19 protein-coding genes are annotated in these 18,159 nt (G+C 71.7%); 12 read left to right on the top strand and 7 right to left on the bottom strand.

From position 1 onward, the window contains the following. Positions 1 to 75 precede the first annotated feature (75 nt). The 7 genes from ACZ601_RS04205 to ACZ601_RS04175 all read left to right on the top strand — a co-directional run bounded on the left by ACZ601_RS04205 (position 76) and on the right by ACZ601_RS04175 (position 6,800). Positions 76 to 630 carry a DinB family protein gene (locus ACZ601_RS04205; RefSeq protein ID WP_469532684.1) on the top strand — a complete coding sequence of 185 codons (555 nt, stop codon included), beginning with the start codon at positions 76 to 78 and terminating at the stop codon, positions 628 to 630. 87 nt (positions 631 to 717) lie between these two features. Continuing rightward, positions 718 to 1,551: a M55 family metallopeptidase gene (locus ACZ601_RS04200; protein WP_440577327.1), complete on the top strand. Its 834-nt coding sequence runs from the start codon at positions 718 to 720 to the stop codon at positions 1,549 to 1,551. Further along, positions 1,544 to 2,887, top strand: coding sequence for a M20/M25/M40 family metallo-hydrolase (locus ACZ601_RS04195; RefSeq protein ID WP_469532680.1), 1,344 nt, complete (start codon positions 1,544 to 1,546; stop codon positions 2,885 to 2,887). Before ACZ601_RS04200 ends, ACZ601_RS04195 begins: the two co-directional genes overlap by 8 nt. A 21-nt stretch (positions 2,888 to 2,908) precedes the next feature. After that, on the top strand, positions 2,909 to 4,894 hold the full coding sequence (locus ACZ601_RS04190; RefSeq protein WP_469532677.1) for a prolyl oligopeptidase family serine peptidase: 1,986 nt from the start codon (positions 2,909 to 2,911) through the stop codon (positions 4,892 to 4,894). Further along, complete coding sequence (locus tag ACZ601_RS04185) at positions 4,891 to 5,835, top strand: S66 peptidase family protein (protein WP_469532675.1); 945 nt, start codon at positions 4,891 to 4,893, stop codon at positions 5,833 to 5,835. Before ACZ601_RS04190 ends, ACZ601_RS04185 begins: the two co-directional genes overlap by 4 nt. Positions 5,836 to 5,968: 133 nt before the next feature. After that, complete coding sequence (locus ACZ601_RS04180) at positions 5,969 to 6,208, top strand: LapA family protein (RefSeq protein ID WP_440577331.1); 240 nt, start codon at positions 5,969 to 5,971, stop codon at positions 6,206 to 6,208. Between the two features lie 34 nt (positions 6,209 to 6,242). Continuing rightward, on the top strand, positions 6,243 to 6,800 hold the full coding sequence (locus tag ACZ601_RS04175; RefSeq protein ID WP_469532670.1) for a GNAT family N-acetyltransferase: 558 nt from the start codon (positions 6,243 to 6,245) through the stop codon (positions 6,798 to 6,800). Positions 6,801 to 6,819: 19 nt separating this feature from the next. On the opposite strand, the gene ACZ601_RS04170 is transcribed toward ACZ601_RS04175, so the two are convergent. Next, positions 6,820 to 7,770, bottom strand: a complete 951-nt coding sequence (locus tag ACZ601_RS04170) for a MerR family transcriptional regulator (protein WP_469532666.1) — start codon at positions 7,768 to 7,770, stop codon at positions 6,820 to 6,822. A 94-nt stretch (positions 7,771 to 7,864) separates the two neighbouring features. Between ACZ601_RS04170 and ACZ601_RS04165 the strand changes: the two genes are divergently transcribed. Further along, positions 7,865 to 9,388: an alpha/beta hydrolase gene (locus ACZ601_RS04165; RefSeq protein WP_469532663.1), complete on the top strand. Its 1,524-nt coding sequence runs from the start codon at positions 7,865 to 7,867 to the stop codon at positions 9,386 to 9,388. A 30-nt stretch (positions 9,389 to 9,418) separates the two neighbouring features. On the opposite strand, the gene ACZ601_RS04160 is transcribed toward ACZ601_RS04165, so the two are convergent. The 3 genes from ACZ601_RS04160 to ACZ601_RS04150 are packed head-to-tail and all read right to left on the bottom strand — an operon-like array spanning position 9,419 to position 11,144. After that, complete coding sequence (locus ACZ601_RS04160) at positions 9,419 to 10,222, bottom strand: uracil-DNA glycosylase (protein WP_469532660.1); 804 nt, start codon at positions 10,220 to 10,222, stop codon at positions 9,419 to 9,421. Positions 10,223 to 10,228: 6 nt separating this feature from the next. Then, on the bottom strand, positions 10,229 to 10,789 hold the full coding sequence (locus tag ACZ601_RS04155) for a DJ-1/PfpI/YhbO family deglycase/protease (protein WP_469532656.1): 561 nt from the start codon (positions 10,787 to 10,789) through the stop codon (positions 10,229 to 10,231). Positions 10,790 to 10,817: 28 nt separating this feature from the next. After that, entirely contained in the window at positions 10,818 to 11,144 is a 327-nt protein-coding gene (locus ACZ601_RS04150; RefSeq protein WP_469532651.1) for a plasmid stabilization protein, read from the bottom strand. Between the two features lie 194 nt (positions 11,145 to 11,338). Between ACZ601_RS04150 and ACZ601_RS04145 the strand changes: the two genes are divergently transcribed. Beyond that, positions 11,339 to 11,980, top strand: coding sequence for an endonuclease (locus ACZ601_RS04145; protein WP_469533833.1), 642 nt, complete (start codon positions 11,339 to 11,341; stop codon positions 11,978 to 11,980). Positions 11,981 to 12,038: 58 nt separating this feature from the next. Here ACZ601_RS04145 and ACZ601_RS04140 read toward each other — a convergent pair whose 3' ends face one another. Next, the gene (locus ACZ601_RS04140) at positions 12,039 to 13,562 is read right to left on the bottom strand and encodes a catalase (RefSeq protein ID WP_469533830.1); all 1,524 of its coding nucleotides are present in this window, start codon (positions 13,560 to 13,562) and stop codon (positions 12,039 to 12,041) included. A gap of 381 nt (positions 13,563 to 13,943) precedes the next feature. On the opposite strand from ACZ601_RS04140, the gene ACZ601_RS04135 reads away from it, so the two are divergent. Beyond that, positions 13,944 to 14,150 (top strand): hypothetical protein, encoded by a 207-nt coding sequence (locus tag ACZ601_RS04135; RefSeq protein ID WP_440575285.1) that lies wholly within the window; start codon positions 13,944 to 13,946, stop codon positions 14,148 to 14,150. Positions 14,151 to 14,219: 69 nt separating this feature from the next. Then, a complete protein-coding gene (locus tag ACZ601_RS04130; RefSeq protein WP_469532647.1) occupies positions 14,220 to 15,047 on the top strand; it encodes an aldo/keto reductase in 828 nt (275 codons plus the stop codon). A gap of 174 nt (positions 15,048 to 15,221) precedes the next feature. Here ACZ601_RS04130 and ACZ601_RS04125 read toward each other — a convergent pair whose 3' ends face one another. Beyond that, entirely contained in the window at positions 15,222 to 15,566 is a 345-nt protein-coding gene (locus tag ACZ601_RS04125; RefSeq protein ID WP_469532644.1) for a DUF6204 family protein, read from the bottom strand. Positions 15,567 to 15,803: 237 nt separating this feature from the next. On the opposite strand from ACZ601_RS04125, the gene ACZ601_RS04120 reads away from it, so the two are divergent. Continuing rightward, entirely contained in the window at positions 15,804 to 17,774 is a 1,971-nt protein-coding gene (locus ACZ601_RS04120) for a DUF5107 domain-containing protein (RefSeq protein WP_469532641.1), read from the top strand. Positions 17,775 to 17,790: 16 nt separating this feature from the next. On the opposite strand, the gene ACZ601_RS04115 is transcribed toward ACZ601_RS04120, so the two are convergent. Next, positions 17,791 to 18,153, bottom strand: a complete 363-nt coding sequence (locus ACZ601_RS04115; protein WP_469532638.1) for a VOC family protein — start codon at positions 18,151 to 18,153, stop codon at positions 17,791 to 17,793. Between the last annotated feature and the right edge of the window lie 6 nt (positions 18,154 to 18,159).

Raw genomic sequence — 18,159 nt, 5'->3', positions numbered from 1 at the left:
GCCCGGTCCGGGGGCGCGCGTCGCCGTCGTGCGGGGGCGCGCCCACGCAGGGCCGCGCATGTGAGGATCACCGTCATGACATGGACGGCGCCCCGCCTCACCCGTACGACCGCCGACGGCCTCCAGCTGAACGCGCCCGGCACCGCGGACGAGCGGACCATGCTGGCCGGCTGGCTCCAGTGGCACCGCGAGACGCTCCTGGTCAAATGCGCCGGACTCGGCCGGGAGGAGTTGGCGCGCACCACCGCCGGACCGTCCGGACTCACCCTGCTCGGGCTGGTGCGGCATATGGCCGAGATCGAACGGTGGTGGTTCCGGCGGAGCTTCGCCGGCCAGCCGCTCGGTGAGGTGTTCACCGGGCCGGACGACGGTGACGAAGGCCTCCAGGGTGTGGACCCGGCCCACGCGGAGCACGACTACGCGGCCTATCTGGCCGAGGTCGAGGCGGCCGGGGCGGCGGTCGCGGGCCGGGGCCTCGACGAGACCTTCGTGACGGCGCGCGGCGGCAGGACGTGCAGTCTGCGCTGGGTGTACCTGGCCATGATCCAGGAATATGCCCGGCACAACGGCCACGCGGATCTGCTGCGCGAGCGGACCGACGGCCGGACCGGTGACTACCCGCGGGGCTGAGCCGCGCGGCGACCTTCAGTGGAATGGACCAATGGAGGTCCCAACAGCCCTGGCCTGGGCGTTCCCCGGCGCGTACCGTGTGGCCGCATGAAGATCCTCGTGAGTGCCGACATGGAAGGCGCCACCGGCGTGACCTGGCCGGCCGATGTGCTGCCCGGCACGCCGCAGTGGGAGCGGTGCCGGTCCCTGTTCACCTCCGACGTCAACGCCGCGGCCCTCGGGTTCTACGACGGGGGCGCCGACGAGGTGCTCGTCAACGAGGCCCACTGGAGCATGCGCAACCTGCTCCTGGAGCGGCTCGACGACCGGGTCCAGATGCTCACCGGCAAGCACAAGTCGCTCAGCATGGTGGAGGGCATCCAGCACGGGGACGTCGACGCGGTCGCCTTCGTCGGCTACCACACGGGCGCCGGTACGGAAGGGGTGCTGGCCCACACCTATCTGGCCAACTCCATCACCGGGGTCTGGCTGAACGGGGCCAGGGCCAGTGAGGGGCTGCTCAACGCGCACGTCGCCGCCGAGTACGGGGTCCCCGTCGTTCTGGTCACCGGGGACGACCTGACCTGTGTCGACGCGGAGGGCTACGCGCCCGACGCCCGTACGGTCGCGGTCAAGGACTACGTCTCGCGCTACGCGGCGGTCTGCCGCACCCCCGCCCGTACCGCCGCCGACATCCGTGCGGCGGCCAAGGAGGCGGCCGCGCTGGCGGGCCGGTACACGCCTGTCGACGGTGGACCGTTCACCGTGGAGCTGGAGTTCGACGCCGAGCACCTGGCGGCGGCGGCCACCGTCGTACCGGGCGTGGCGGTCTCCGGCGAGAGGCGTGTCGTCTACACGAGCGAGACGATGTACGAAGGTATCCGCACGTTCAAGGCGGTGACGACCATCGTGTCGTCCGCCGTGGAGGAACAGTATGGCTGAGGTGACCAACCCCAGGAGCGGCGTCGACGCACTCGCGCTCGACGAATCGGTGACGTTCACCTCCGAACTGATCCGCATCGACACCACCAACCGGGGCGGCGGCGACTGCCGGGAGCGCCCGGCGGCCGAGTACGTGGCCGAGCGGCTGGCCGCCGCCGGACTCGAACCGACGCTCCTGGAGCGCACCCCCGGGCGCACCAACGTGGTCGCCAGGATCGCCGGCACGGACCCGTCCGCCGACGCGCTGCTGGTCCACGGGCACCTGGACGTGGTGCCCGCGGAGGCGGCCGACTGGTCCGTGCACCCCTTCTCCGGTGAGGTCCGCGACGGTGTCGTCTGGGGCCGGGGCGCCATCGACATGAAGAACATGGACGCGATGGTCCTCGCCGTCGTCCGGTTCTGGGCCAGGGCGGGCATCCGGCCCCGCCGCGACATCGTGATCGCGTACACCGCCGACGAGGAGGCCAGCGCCGACGACGGCTCGGGCTTCCTGGCCGACCAGCACCCCGGACTCTTCGAGGGCTGTACGGAGGGCATCAGCGAATCCGGCGCCTTCACCTTCCACGCCGGACCGAACATGCCGCTCTACCCCATCGCGGCGGGCGAGCGCGGCACCGGATGGCTCAAGCTGACCGCGCACGGCAAGGCGGGGCACGGCTCCAAGGTCAACAAGGCCAACGCGGTCAGCGCGCTGGCCGCCGCTGTCGCCCGGATAGGCGCCCACGAATGGCCGGTGCGCCTCACCCCGACGGTCCGCGCCGCGCTCACCGAGATCGCCGCACTGCACGGCATCCACCCCGATCTCGACGCCCCCGGCTTCGACGTGGACGAACTCCTCGGCAAGATCGGACCGGCCGCCGCCCTCATCGAGCCGACCGTCCGCAACAGCGCCAACCCGACGATGCTGGACGCCGGATACAAGGTCAACGTCATCCCGGGCCACGCCACCGCGTTCATCGACGGCCGGATGGTGCCCGGCGGCGAGGACGAGTTCCGCACCACCATGGACCGGCTGACCGGCCCCTCGGTCGACTGGGAGTTCCACCACCGCGAAGTCGCCCTCCAGGCTCCGGTCGACTCGCCCACGTACGCCAAACTCCGGTCCGCCGTCGAGCGGTTCGACCCGGACGGCCATGTGGTGCCGTACTCGATGTCGGGCGGCACCGACGCCAAGCAGTTCTCCCGGCTCGGCATCACCGGCTACGGCTTCTCCCCGCTGAAGCTGCCCGTCGGCTTCGACTACCAGGCCCTCTTCCACGGCGTGGACGAACGTGTCCCCGTCGAGGCGCTGCACTTCGGCGTCCGGGTCCTGGACCACTATCTCCGCACCGCCTGAACCACTCGGGGGAATTCGAACATGGCAACCACGCAGGCCTACGGAAGCTGGCCGTCCCCGATCGACGCCGCGCTGGCCGCCTCGCGGGACGGCCGGCCGGAGTACGTCGACGCGGTCGGCGACGAACTGTGGTGGACGGAACCGCGCCCGGCCCAGGCCGGCCGCCGCGCCCTGGTGCGACGGGCGGCCGACGGCACCACCACGGAGCTGCCCGCCCCCTGGAACGTCCGCAGCCGGGTTATCGAGTACGGCGGACGGCCCTGGGCGGGTACGGAACGCGCCGAGGGCGGCCCGCTGATCGTCTTCGTCCACTTCGACGACCAGCGGCTGTACGCCTGGGAGCCGGACGGGCCCCGCGAACCCTGGCCGCTCACCCCGCTCTCGCCGCTCGGCGGCGGACTGCGCTGGGTCGATCCGCGACTGCACCCGGACCGGGGCGCCTCCGGCGAGGTCTGGTGCGTCCTGGAGGAGTTCACCGGCGAGGGACCGGCCGAACTGCGCAGGCTGATCGCCGCCGTACCGCTGGACGGATCGGCGGCCGGTGACCGCTCCTCGGTACGCGAACTCTCCGACGACCGGCACCGGTTCGTCACCGGGCCCGAACTCTCGCCCGACGGGCGGCAGGCGGCCTGGATCGCCTGGGACCACCCCAGGATGCCGTGGGACGGCACCGAGGTGATCGTCGCGGACATCGGTGACGACGGAACGTTCCATGCCCCGCGAACCCTGCTGGGCGGTCCGGAGGAATCCGTACCGCAGATCCAGTGGGCCGACGACGGACGGCTGCTCTTCGCCAGTGACCGCAGCGGCTGGTGGAACCTGTACCGCGCGGAGCCGGACGGCAGCGCGGTCGAACTCTGTCCCAGGCAGGAGGAGTTCGCCGGACCGCTGTGGAAGATCGGGCTCAGCTGGTTCCGGCCGCTGGCGAACGGGCTGATCGCCACCGTGCACGGCACGGGTGCCACCACGCTCTCCATACTCGACCCGGAGACCGGGACGCTCGTCGGCATCGCCGGGCCCTGGACCGAATGGGCCGGGACGCTCGCCGTACAGGGCAGCCGGGTCATCGGCATCGCCGCGAGCCCGCACAGCGCGTACGAGATCGTGGAGCTGGACACAGTGACCGGGCACACCCGGATCATCGCGGCAGAGCACCAGGACGCCGTCGACCCCGCGTACTACCCCGAGCCCGCCGAGCGCACCTTCGCCGGTCCCGGCGGCCGGGAGATCCACGCCCACATCTACCCGCCGCACAGCCCCGACCGGACCGGACCGGCCGGCGAACTGCCCCCGTACGTCGTATGGGCGCACGGCGGCCCCACCGGGCACGCCGCCCTCGTCCTCGACCTGGAGATCGCCTACTTCACCTCGCGCGGCATCGGGGTGGCCGAGGTCAACTACGGCGGCTCGACCGGTTACGGACGGGAGTACCGCAACCGGCTGCGCGAACAGTGGGGCGTCGTCGACGTGGAGGACTGCGCGGCCGTGGCCGGTGCGCTCGCCGCAGAGGGCACCGCGGACCCGGACCGGCTCGCCGTCCGAGGCGGCAGCGCCGGCGGCTGGACCACAGCCGCCTCGCTGACCGGAACCGACGTCTACGCCTGCGGCACGATCATCTACCCCATCCTCGACCTGACCGGCTGGGGCAGCGGCGAGACCCACGACTTCGAGTCGCAGTACCTGGAATCGCTGGTGGGCCCGCTGGCCGAGGTCCCCGAGCGCTACCGCGAACGGTCCCCGAGCACCCGCACCGACCGGCTCACCACACCGTTCCTGCTGCTCCAGGGCGAGGACGACCCGATCTGCCCGCCCGTGCAGTGCGAGCGCTTCCTGGCCGCCGTACAGGGACGCGGCATCCCGCACGCCTACCTCACCTACCCGGGCGAGGGCCACGGCTTCCGCCGCGCAGAGACCATGATCAGCGCACTGGAGGCCGAACTCTCCCTCTACGCCCAGACCTTCGGAATCGAGCGGCCCGACGTGCCGCGGCTGGAGCTGAAGAAGTGAGCCTCGCGCCACTGGTCCGCCCGGCCCGGCTGCACGCGGGTGCCAGGGTCGCCGTCGTCTCGACGAGCGGACCGCTGCCCGTCGACCGTCTGGAGCCGGGTCTCGACATCCTCCGCGGCTGGGGCCTCGACCCGGTGCCGATGCCCCATGTCCTGTCGGTCCACCCGGAGTTGGACTATCTCGGCGGCACCGACGAGGAGCGTGCCCGGGATCTCCAGGACGCCTGGTGCGACCCTTCGGTCGACGCGGTGATCTGTAGCCGGGGCGGGTACGGGGCGCACCGCATGGTCGAATTGCTCGACTGGGCGGCGATCCGGGCCGCCGGGCCCAAGGTGTTCGTCGGCTACAGCGACGTCACCGTGCTCCACGAGGCGTTCGCGCTGCGGACGGGCCTCGCCACGCTGTACGGGCCGATGGCGGGCTCGGAGACCTTCCTCAAGGACCCGGCCACCCAGGAGTCCCTGCGGGCCACCCTGTTCGAGCCCGAGACGGTGCGGACGCTCGGGCTCGACGGGGCGAGGGCGCTGGTGCCCGGCCGGGCCCGGGGGATCACCTACGGCGGCTGCCTGAGCCTGCTCGCCGCCGACCTGGGCACCCCGCAGGCCAGGCGGTCCGCCGACGGCGGGCTGCTGGTCATCGAGGACATCGCCGAGCCCCCGTACTGCATCGACCGCATCCTCACCCAGCTGCTGCGGGCCGGGGCGCTCGACGGCGTAGCCGGAGTGGCCTGCGGTTCCTGGGCGGGCTGCAGGCCGTACGAGAAGGTGCGGGCGGTGCTCGCCGACCGGCTCGGCGGCCTCGGTGTCCCCGTCGTCGAAGAGCTGGGCTTCGGCCACGGCCCCACCGGGCTGACAATCCCGCTCGGCGTTCCCGCTGTGCTGGACGCGCCTGCGGACGGTGGCCCGGCCACCCTCACGGTCGAGGCCGCGGCGCTGGTCTGAGCAGGAGGAACCGGCCCGCCCGCCCGCGCCGCCGTCACCCGGACGGGCGTACAGAACGGCCCCCCGGCACCCGTACGGGGCCATCCTGAGGCCGGGTGCAGTGGTGCACCCGGACGACGGAAGGGGCCGGTTCATGAGCCCGAAGGATGTGTCGAGCGGTGGCAAGGGCAGTTCGGGCGCGTTCACACCGGCCCGCATCCTGGTCCTCGTCATCGCGGTCCTGTCGGTGGTGTTCATCGCCGAGAACACCGAGGACGTGAAGGTCCGCCTCATCATCCCGCTCGTGACGATGCCGCTGTATGTGGCGCTGATCGTGATGTTCGTGGCCGGGATGGCCTGCGGCGCCTACTTCTTCCGCAGGCGGCCCAAGTAGCACAGGCGCCCCGCACGCGACATACGCTGGGCCGATGTCCGACACCAGCTACCTGGCCGAGGGGCCGCGCACCGCGATCCGCCCCTTCACCCCCGCGGATGCCGACGAGTTCACCGCACGCGCCCGCGAGAGCCACGAACTCCACCGGCCCTGGCTGTTCCCGCCGACCGATCCGGACACCTACGCCGCGTACGCGGGCGTGCTCATCGGGGACCCGTCGAAGGCGGGATTCCTGGTGTGCGAGCGGCATGCCGCCGGGGAAGAGGGCAGGGAAGGCGGCATCGCGGGTTTCATCAACGTCAACAACATCGTCACCGGCGGCTTCCGCTGCGGCGCGCTCGGATACGGCGTCTTCGCCCACGCGGCCGGGCGCGGACTGATGTCCGAGGGGCTCGGCCTGGTGCTCCGGTACGCCTTGGGACCTCTCGGACTGCACCGCCTCGAAGCCAACATCCAGCCTGGCAACAAGGCCTCGATCGCGCTGGTGCGCCGGGCCGGATTCCGGCTGGAGGGCTTCTCGCCGGACTTCCTGTTCATCGACGGGGCCTGGCGCGATCACGAGCGCTGGGCGATCACCGCGGAGATGCGCTGACCCGGCCTGCGCCCAGACCTCAGCCCGTCCCGGTGACTAACTGCGCGTCCAGCGCCGCGAACAGCCAGTCGTGCGCGGACCCCGGGGTCGGATCCGGTGTGGAGCCCGGCGGGGTGAGCACCTCGGACACCAGCTCCCAGTAGCGGTCGATCCGGGGATCGGCCGCCAGCTGCCCGGCCAGCACCCGGCGGAAGGCGAGGGTGTCCCGGCTGCCGTACGCGCTCGCGTACGCGTCCACGAAACTGTCCAGCTCCGGGCCCGGAGACGGCCGCAGGCCCCGCCGCATCCGGGCCCCGGCCAGCTCGTACGCCTCGGCCAGCCCGGCGTACAGCACAGCCGGCCGGCCGGCCCGCTCGCCCCGGTGTGCCGCCGGCTGAGGCCGCTCGGTGCCGGCGCACGGGCGGGTCACGAAGGCGTACAGCCGGGCGAAAGCGAGAACCTGGGCGGGCTCCGGGTCTTCGGGCGGCTGAGGCACCACAGCCTCCAGGAACGCGGCGGTCGCCCCGGCCGGCATCCGGGGCGGCAGCCAGCCCCGCCAGAAGCGGGCCAGCGGCGCGGTGTCCGGAGGCGCGGACACCGCCCCGATCAGGCGCAGCCGGTCCGCCCGCTCACCCGGCCCGCACTCCTGCACCAGCCGCAGCCCGGCCTCCCGCCAGCGCAGCGCCCGGAGCTGGGAGCCGAGTTCGCGCAACTGCCCCGCGACGGCGTCCTCCAGCACGCTGCCCGCCCCGGTCTCCTCCTCGTCGAGAACCCGGTGCACCTCGCGCACCGGAAGCCCCAGGGCACGCAGCGAGCGGACCAGCCGCAGCCGGCCGAGCGCCTCCGGACCGTACCGGCGGTGCCCGCCTGCGCTGCGGCAGGCCTCCGGCAGCAGACCGCTGTCCGAGTAGAAACGGACGGTCTTGACGGTGACGCCCGCACGCTCGGCGAGTTCACCGATGCCGTACAGGCCGTCGTGGGACGGGAACACTTGAACCTCCCTCTGGGGGAGCTTCTAACGTACCGGCGGGCGCTGCCGCAGAGTCGTGGCGGCGTCGCGGACGAGGAGCGCTGAGGAGAGACCGATGACCGCATTCATCCTGGTACCGGGCATGTTCACCGATCCACACGTGTGGCGGGAGACCGCCGCGCGGCTGACCGCGGAGGGGGACGAGGTGCACACGGTGACCCTCAGCGGAACCGGTGGCCCCCGCCCCGCTCCGGCGGACACCATCGACCTGGAGACCCACATCGCGGACGTGCTCGCGGTGATCGACTCGGTCGGCGCCGCGCCCGGCCGGCAGATCGTGCTGGTCGGCCACGACTACGGCATCCACCCGGTGCTGGGCGCCGCCGACCGCAGGGCCGAGCACGTCGGCCGGATCGTCTACCTGGACTCCGGGCTGCCCCAGGACGGCGTTCCCGCCCTGGCCGCCGTGCCGGACCCGGCCCTGCGCACGGAGCTGGCCGAGCGCGCCGGTACCGAGGACGGGGCCCACGGAGAGCTGCCCGCCCCGGCCCGCGACGGTTGGCGGCGCTGGGGCAGCACCGAGGGCGTTCCCGACGCGGCACTGGACCGGCTCACCGCGTCCGCCGCCCCGCAACCGCTGCGCACCCTGCTCCAGCCGCTGCGGCTGACCGGTGCGGCGGCCTCGCTGCCCGTCACCGGGGTGCTGTGCAACGCGGGCGGCTCCAGCATCGAAATGGTCCAGCGGGGCGTCGACTTCGGCGAACCCACCCTCCAGGTCTTCACCGGTCCCCAGGTGACGTTCTTCGAACTCCCCACCGGCCACTGGCCGATGCTGTCCCTCCCGGCCGAGCTCGCGGAGGTCCTGCGGCGGGCGGCCGCAGGCGAGGGGCACCGCTTGGTGGCCCCCGACGCCGCGCAGCCGCCCGCGCACCTGCGGCCGTTCCTGCTCGACGTACCGGACATCCCGCGTGAGCGGACCGGCCACACCGACCTGTACCTGCCCGCCGCCGAAGGCCCGCGCCCGGCTGTGGTGTTCGTGCACGGCGGACCGGTGCCCGCCGAGGGGCGGCCGACCCCGAGGGACTGGCCGGGCCTGATCGGGTACGCCCGCCTCGCGGCCGGGCAGGGTGTCGTGGGCGTGACCCTCGATCACCGCCTGCACGACGTCGCCGACTACCCGCTCGCCGCCGAGGACATCGCCGCCACCCTTGAGCTGGTCCGGGCCGATCCCCGGGTGGACGGGCAGCGGATTGCCCTGTGGTTCTTCTCTGGCGGCGGCCTGCTCATGGCGGACTGGCTGCGACAGCCCCCGTCCTGGCTGCGCTGTCTGGCGGCCAGCTACCCGGTACTGGCACCGCTGCCCGTGCTGGGCCCGGTCGACGACCGCTTCCGCCCGGCGGAGGCGGTGGAGAAGGCCGGCGCACTGCCTCTCGTGATCACCCGCGTGGGCCGCGAGAGGCCGGAGATCGCCGCCACGGTGGAGGAGTTCCTCACCGCGTCCCGGGCCTGCGGGGCGGCGGTGGAGGTGATCGACGTGCCCAACGCCCACCACGCCTTCGGGACCATCGACCTGACCCAGGAGTCCCGCGACGCGGTGCATCACGGGATGCGCACGGTGCTGGCCCACCTGGCGGTGTGAGGGAGGACGCCCTGCCGGGTCGCCTCCCGGCTACGTCGCTTCCCGCGGATCCCGGCGGGGTGGCACAGCCGGCAGGCGGGCCAGTACCGCGCCCCGGAACAGCACCTCGCGCAGCTGCGCGGGGGTCAGGGTGCGGGTGGACATGTTGCGTTGGCTGGGGTGGTAGCCGCCGACCAGGTGCAGTGTGCGTTGTCCGACGCTGCTGGTGAGGGTTGTCTCGGCGCCGTGACCGAAGGCGGGACGGGGGCGGGGCAGCTGCCAGCCGGCGTCGGCCAGCACCGGGAGCAGTGTCTGCCAGGCGAATCCGCCGAGCACCACGACGGCGCGCAGCGCCGGGCTCAGCAGCGCCAGCTCCCGGGCGAGCCAGGGGCGGCAGGTGTCGCGCTCTGCGGTGGTGGGCCGGTTGCCGGGCGGTGCGCAGTGCACCGGCATCGTGACGCGCACTCCGTGCAGCCGCAGTCCGTCCCCGCGGTGCGTCGCGGTCGGTCGGGAGGCGAGCCCGACGTCGTACAGGGCGGCGAACAGAGCGTCCCCCGAGGCGTCGCCGGTGAAGATCCGTCCCGTGCGGTTGCCACCGTGTGCGGCGGGCGCCAGGCCGACGAGTGCCAGCAGGGCGTCCGGGGGACCGAAGCCCGGTACCGGTCGTGCCCAGTACTCCTGGTCCACGAACGCCGGACGCTTGACCCGGGCGGTCTCCTCCCGCCAGGCCACCAGCCGTGGGCAGGCCCGGCAGGTGGTCAGTGCCGCGTCCAGCTCGGCTACGGAACGGGCCTCTGGAGCCGCCGCGGCCGGGAAACCGGCGGCCTCCGGCGCGGGGGGAGTGGTGTCAGGCATGCGGGCTCATACGACAGCGAGCGCGGCATCGATCTCCTGGAGGAAGGGTTCCAGGTCTCCGGGGTTGCGGGAGGTGATGAGCGTCCAGCCGTTCGTGTCATCGGTGACCACCGGTTCGTCGGCCCAGGTGCCGCCCGCGTTACGGATGTCCGTCGCCAGCGAGGGGTACGACGTGAGCCGCTTGCCCGCGACGGCATCCGCCTCGACCAGGGCCCACGGCCCGTGGCAGATCGCCGCGATCGGGCGCCCGGCCACCTTGAAGGCGCGGACGAGTTCCACTGCCGGGCCCTGGCGCAGCTTGTCCGCGTTCAGAGTCCCACCCGGAATGAGCAGCAGGTCGTACGCGGCGGCGTCGGCCGCGTCCAGCGTCAAATCGGGCCGCACGGTCTTTCCCGGGTCCTTGTCACCGACCAGCGTCTGGATGTCGTCGCTGGACAGGGCCGCGATGTCCACGTGGGCGCCCCAGCCGCGCAGATGTTCGACAGGCACCACGAGTTCGTCCTGCTCGACGCCGTAGTTCGTCACGACGGCCAGTACCTTGCGCTTGCTTCCGTCATTCGCGGTCATCGTCGCCACCTCTTTCCCAGGGAGCTGATCAACGGCCGACGGCCTTGAGCAGCTGCTCCTTGTTCATCTTCGAACGGCCTTCGACGTTCTTCCTCTTGGCGTCCTCGTACAGCTGGTCCCTGGTGCGTCCCTGGGCGCCGCTGTGGGAGCGCTGTCCGCCACGCTGGGAGGCGGACTTCGGGTCACGCGTCGACGACTTGCTCGCCGTCTCCGCCTCGCTCGAGCGGGCGCGCTCCTTGTTCACGGTGCGGGCCGCGATCTCCTTCGCCCGCTTCTCGGACGTACCGCGCTTCTCGGCGCTCTCCTTCACGTGCTCGTACTGACGCTCGCGCTTCGGGCTGGATCCTGCTGGCATGGGACCCTCCTCGTTTCGCTGTGTCTCTTCTTCCGACTCGGAATCGGGTTTCCCCCAGTCCACTTCCGAAACGTCGTCTCCGCGACGCGAGCGCGACCACCCGAGGTGTCCACCCGGTGAGGGCGGCCTAGGTTGAGAAGAGTGACCGACCAGCGTCCGGGAGGAGATGACCGGTTGTGAACAACCGTAAGACCATGGAGGCGCTGCTCACCGAGCACGGCCGGACGTTCGCCGACGAGGCGGGCATCCGGCTGCGTGACACTCCGCAGCCGCTGTACCAGCTGCTGGTGCTCAGCCACCTCCTGAGCGCCAGGATCAGAGGCTCCGTCGCGGTGGCCGCCGCACAGGCCCTCTTCGCGCACGACATGCGATCGCCCCGCCACATGCTCGAATCGACCTGGCAGCAACGGGTGGACGCGCTCGGGGAGGGCGGCTACCGCCGCTACGACGAGAAGACCGCTACCCAGCTGGCCGACGGCGCCGAGCTGCTGCTCCAAGAGTACGGCGGTGACCTGCGGCGCCTTCGCCGGTCGGCCGACGGTGATCTCGACGCCCTGCGGAGCGGGCTTCGCCGGACACCGGGCATGGGACCGGCCGGCGCGGACATCTTCCTGCGCGAGGCCCAGGCGGTGTGGCCCGAGACGGCGCCGTACCTCGACAAGAAGGCCCTGCAGGGTGCGGAGAAGCTGGGGCTGCCGACCTCACCGGAGAAGCTGGCCGGACTGGCGGAACAGGCCCGCCCGTCCGGCCCCCACGGGCCCGCGGTCCTCGCGGCGGCGCTGGTACGCGCGGCCTTGGACAAGGGCGTCGTCGCGGACCTTCGGGCGCGCGCATAAGCCGCACCGCCCCCACCGGGCCGCCCTCCAGCGGCCCGGCGCCGCGACAGCTTCGCGATCAGGCCTTCGCCTGCATGTTCCGCCGTGCGGGATTGCCCTGCTGCGCGGCCTTCGGGTCCTTCTCGTCCGCCTTGGCGCGCACACCCTGCTCGATGCGCTCACCGATCGACTTGTCGATGTTCGACCAGTACTGGAAGGCCCGTCGCAGAACAGGCTCGGTGACCCCGTTGAGCAGATGGCCGACGACGTTGTCCACCAGCCGGTCGCGGGCCGCGTCGTCCAGGACCTCGCGCACCAGGGTGCCGGGCTGGCCCCAGTCGTCGTCCTCTGCGTGGTCCACGTAGGCCGCCCGGGTGATCTCCCCGTCGGCGTACCAGCTCGGCGGGGAGCCGTACCGTGCGGTGTCGGCGGCGGGCCCGCCCTTGGAGTTCGGGGCGTACACGGGGTCGCTGGTCTTGCGGTACGCCATCGCCCCGTCCTTCGAGTACGTGTTCACCGGGACGACAGGCGCGTTGACGGGCAGCTGCTGGTAGTTGGCCCCGATGCGGTAGCGGTGCGCGTCCGCGTACGAGAAGAGCCGCGCGAGCAGCATCCGGTCGGGGCTCGGACCGATGCCGGGGACCAGGTTGTTCGGCTGGAAGGCCGCCTGCTCGATCTCGGCGTGGTTGTCGGTGGGGTTGCGGTCCAGCGTCATCCGGCCGACCTCGATCAGCGGGTAGTCGCTGTGCGGCCACACCTTGGTCAGGTCGAACGGGTTGAAGCGGTACCCGGCGGCGTCCTCGTACGGCATCACCTGCACGTGCAGCGTCCAGCTCGGGTACTCACCGTCACGGATGTGTTCGAAGAGATCACGCGTGTGGTAGTCCGTGTCCGCCGAGGCCATCTGGTCACCCTCGTCCTGGGTGAAGCACTCGATGCCCTGGTCGGTCTTGAAGTGGTACTTCACCCAGAAGCGCTCGCCCTGCGCGTTGATCCACATGTAGGTGTGCGAGGTGTAGCCGTTCATGTGCCGCCAGCTACGCGGGATGCCCCGGTCGCCCATCAGCCATGCGACCTGGTGGGCCGACTCGGGCGAGAGGGTCCAGAAGTCCCACTGCATGTCGTGGTCGCGCAGGTTGTTGTCCGCGCGGCGCTTCTGGGACCGGATGAAGTGCTGGAACTTCATCGGATCCTTGATGAAGAACACGGGGGTGTCGTTGCCCACCATGTCGTAGTTGCCCTCGCTGGTGTAGAACTTCACCGCGAAGCCGCGCGGGTCCCGCCAGGTGTCCGGGCTGCCGCGCTCGCCGGCGACGGTCGAGAACCGGGCCACGAGATCCGTCCTGGTGCCGGGCTGGAAGACCGCGGCCTTGGTGTAGGCGCTGACGTCGTTGGTCACCTCGAAGTGCCCGAAGGCACCGCTTCCCTTGGCGTGGGGCTGACGCTCGGGGATCCGCTCCCGGTTGAACTGCGCCATCTGCTCGATCAGGTAGGCGTCCTGCAACAGGACCGGTCCGCCGGGGCCGACGGTGAGCGAGTGTTCGTCACTCTCCACCGGAGCGCCGGAATCCGTGGTGGTCGCCTCGCGTGAGGTGTCGGTCATCGGGCTGTCCTCCTGCTGCGTTGTCAGGTGCGCGACGTTGGTCGGATCACGCATGCGATGGGCGTCTCGCGAGTACGCGCCTAGCCCTGACTGGATGGTGCCAAACATTGACAGACCGCGCTCTTCGGCGGCAGGCGCCCGCATCTGCGCGGAGTCGCCCGGTGCGGGTGAGGCGTTCCGGGGGCGAAAGCAGGCCCCGGAACGCCACCCGCGTCCGGACCGGACCTGCTCCGGATGCGAGGCGGGTACAAAAGGGTGAAGGATGGTCTGACAGGGCTCCCCTGTGCCGCGCTCTCGGCCCGGGGTGACGCTCCGGCCGACGGGGGCATGTCACCCGCGGGTCTCCGCGGATGTGCGACGCGAGCAGGGAAGTGGGTTCCGATGCCGGACAGAACACGTGCCGAGGTCCACGAGGAGCCGCAGGAGGAGCGTGGGGCCATGGGGTCCCGCGACACGGGCTCGGACAAGCCCTCCGGCGGACCGGTCGACAGGCCCGCCGGTACGTCGGACGCGAAGGCCGACACCTCCGTCAAGCCTGACAAGTCCTCCCACCCGGACGCCCCCGACCTGCAGTCCGGCGGCGGCTGAGACCTTCCCGGCCAAAGGCTTCGGGGAGACCGCAACATCACACGGAGACCCTGTCAGGGAGGAGTGACTGTGACCTCAGTACCGACCATCACCCTCAACAACGCGGTGCGGATCCCCCAGCTGGGCTTCGGCACGTTCCAGATCCCGCCCGACGAGACCCGGGAGGCGACGCTGGCCGCGCTGGAGACCGGCTACCGGCACATCGACACGGCGGAGATGTACGGCAACGAGAAGGAGGTCGGCCAGGCGGTCCTGGACTCCGGCCTGGACCGTGCCGACGTCTTCGTCACCAGCAAGCTCAACAACGACGCCCACGGGCACGACGACGCCCTCCGGGCGTTCGACCGCACCATGGAGGAGATCGGTCTCGACTACCTCGACCTCTTTCTCATCCACTGGCCGCTGCCCGGCAAGGGCGACTTCGTGGAGACCTGGAAGGCCCTTGAGGAGATCTACCGCTCCGGCCGGACCAAGGCGATCGGGGTCTCCAACTTCCAGAACCACCACCTGCGCCGACTGCTGGAGAACAGCGAGGTGGTGCCCGTGGTCAACCAGATCGAGGCGCACCCCTACCTCACGCAGGACGAGGTCAGGGCGTTCGGCGCGGAGCACGAGATCGCCACGGAGGCCTGGTCGCCCATCGCGCAGGGCAAGGTGCTGGACGACCCGGCCATCAACCGCATCGCGGACCGGGTGGGCAGGACGCCTGCCCAGGTGACCCTGCGCTGGCACATCCAGCGAGGGGACATCATCTTCCCCAAGTCGGTGACGCGGAAGCGCGTCGAGGAGAACTTCGCCCTCTTCGACTTCGATCTCAGCGAGGGCGACATCGGCGAGATCTCCGCGCTGAACCGTAACGAGCGGACCGGGCCCGACCCGGACCGTTTCACCGGCTGACGTCGGATTTCTCGTCCGCATCAGCGGGAGGCATGCGTCACCCGCTGCCTCCCGGACCGGCGGACATCCGCCGCCGCTGACAGTGAACAAAGCGACCGGTGCGTTGGTCACCACGGCGATGACGGGCCGCTGCTGAACCGGGTGCGGTGCGGGTCGGATCGCCCCACGGCGTGCTCACACGGGCCTGCGCCCCTTGTAGTTGATCTTCATGGTGTCCATGTCCGTCGCTGTGGAGCGCAGTTCGCCATGCCCGTACCCGCGCCCGCGCAGCTCCGTCTCCGCGCGGTCCTCGGCGATCGCGCACGCCATCTCCGTACCGTCCTCGGCGTCCGACGCCACCACGTAGCGGAAGCTGAAGTGCTTGAGGACGCGGTCGTAGGTGAGCGAACCCTCCTCGCTGAACGACATGGACGCCAGGCCGTGCTGCTCCACCTCGGCCAGCATCCGCTCCCGCGCCGCCTCCGTCAGTCCGTCCCAGGTGCCGCGCACGATCACTCGGTAGGTGTGCTGGGTGCTCATCGTGATCCACCGTCTCCGTAACGTCCCGCGAACCGCTTGAGCGGCAAGCCTATGGCCAGGAGGATGGCGCGCACGCGGAATATTGTTCCGGTGCTCGACGTGCGTGGAGACCTGGTGGTCGCGCCTTTTGCCGAAGAAGGACGGCCGATCCCCTGGTCCGGGCGGCCCGCAGCGTGTTCCATGGTCATCGGGGGGCGCCCGGACCTGCGGCGGCCCGCGCGAGGGAGCGAGGTTGCCTTGGCCACCACCGTACGACGTGACGTACTGACCCTGCCCGCAGCGGCGGTGGGACCGGAGAATCCGCTGCCCGCGTTGCGGCCCCTCGACGAGACGCATGTCGTCGACGACCGCGACCGGGCCGGTCTGCCCCGTGACATGGCCCGCCAGATCGGCCACGAGCCGCTGGCCACCGTCCTGCCCGTGGCCGTCCTCGACGGGTACGGGCGCGAGCGCACGCCCACGGACCTCGATGTGATCGTGATCGAGAACGACCGGCTCCGGGCCACCGTGCTGCCCGGATTCGGCGGCCGTATCCACTCCCTCTTCCACAAGCCCACCGGCCGGGATCTCGTCTACACCAACCCCGTCCTCCAGCCCGCCGACTTCGCGCTCAACGGCGCCTGGTTCTCCGGCGGCATCGAGTGGAACATCGGCGCGACCGGCCACACCACCCTGTCCTGCGCCCCCGTGCACGCCGCCCGGGTCACCGCTCCCGACGGCGGTGAGATGGTCCGGCTCTGGGAGTGGGAGAGGCTGCGCGACCTGCCGTTCCAGGTGGACCTGTGGCTGCCCGACGGCTCCGACTTCCTGCACGTCGGCGTCCGGATACGCAATCCGCACGAGCACCCCGCACCGGTCTACTGGTGGTCCAACATCGCGGTACCGGAGGGCGAGCGCACCCGCGTGGTGGCCCCGACCGACCGGGCCTGGCACTTCGGCTACGAACGCACGCTGAACCTGGTCCCGGTCCCCGAGAGCGGCTCGGTCGACCGTACGTACCCGCTGCGCGGCGACTTCCCCGCCGACTACTTCTACGAGGTGCCCGACGGCGCCCGCCGCTGGATCGCCTCCCTCGACGAGAACGGCCAGGGGCTCGTCCAGACCTCCACCGATCTGCTGCGCGGCCGCAAGCTGTTCCTCTGGGGCAGCGGGCCCGGCGGCCGCCGCTGGCAGGAGTGGCTCACCGAACCCGGCACCGTCGGCTACGCGGAGATCCAGGCCGGGCTGGCCCGCACCCAGCTGGAACACGTGCCACTGGAGCCCGGCGCCGAGTTCAGCTGGCTGGAGTCGTACGGGCCCCTGTCGGCGGACCCCGCCGCCGTGCACGGCGAGGACTGGACCGCCGCCCGCGCGGAGACCGAGCAACGGCTCGCCGCCGCCCTGCCGCGTGCCGAAGTGGACGCCGCGTACGAGGCCTGGCGCCGCTGCGCCGACACCGAGCCCGGCGAGGTCCTCGCCACCGGGTCCGGCTGGGGCGCCCTCGAAGTCCGGCGCGCCGGGTACAAGCTGCCGGGCACCCCCTTCGCCGAGTCCACGCTGGGTGAACAGCAGTCACCCTGGCTGGAGTTGTTGGAGCAGGGGACCTTCCCGGAACCGCGCGGGGCGACGCCGCCCGGCCCCTCGCTGGTCTCCCCGCACTGGCGCGACATGCTGGAGACGGCCGCCGCGGAACCGCTCACCGAATATCACCTGGGCATCGCCCAGTGGCACGCCGGCGACCGCGCCCAGGCGGTCCGCAGCTGGGAACGCGGACTGGCCCTGACCCCGTCCCGCTGGCCACTGCTGCGCTGCCTCGCCGTCGCCGCCCAGGAGAGCCACCAGTGGGAGCGGGCGGCCGACCACTACACGGAGGCGTTCGACGATCTGTGCGCCCGGCGCGGCGATGACAGCGACACCTGGGCGGCCGCCACCGCCGCCCTCGGCCGGGAGGCGATCGAGGCGCTGCTGACGGCGGGCCGACCGGAGCCGGCCCGCACCGTCTGGAACGGGCTGCTCCCGGCGATCCGCAGCCGTGGCCGCTTCCGTCTGCTGGAGGCGCGGCTGCTGCTCGCGGAGGGCGAACGCGACGCCGCCCGCGCGCTGTTCGACGAGGGCTTCGAGGTCGCCGATCTCCGTGAGGGCGCGGAGATCCTGGACGAGGTGTGGGCCGAGCTGACGGACGAACCGCTGCCGGACCGGTACAACTACCGGATGCGCCCGCGCGCCTGACGGAAGGCCAGGCGCGTCAGGGGGTGCCGGCGGACAGGTTCCGGTCGACGTACTCGAACACCGAACCGTCCGGGTGTACGGCGATCAGGTTGCGGCCGACAGGGGTGTGGACCGGGCCCGCGATGACGCGGGCGCCCACCCGGGTCAGCGAGGTGTTGGCCTCGTCCACGTCCTTGACCGCGATCGTCGCCGTCACCTTGCGCAGGATCTCCAGCTCGGACTCGGGGCCGCTCATCAGCAGGAAGCAGCTGATGGCGGCCACCGAGACCCCGCCGCGATCGAAGCGCAGCGCCGAACTGCCCGTGAGGTTCTCGTAGAAGGCCACCGCGGCCTCCAGGTCGTCGACGCAGATCCGCAGCGTGGTTCCCAGGATTTCCATGCGGAA

This window comes from Streptomyces sp. NPDC104307 (assembly GCF_055584045.1).
The sequence above is the reverse complement of the archived record's forward strand: the minus strand, read 5'-3'. Positions and strand labels throughout refer to the sequence as shown.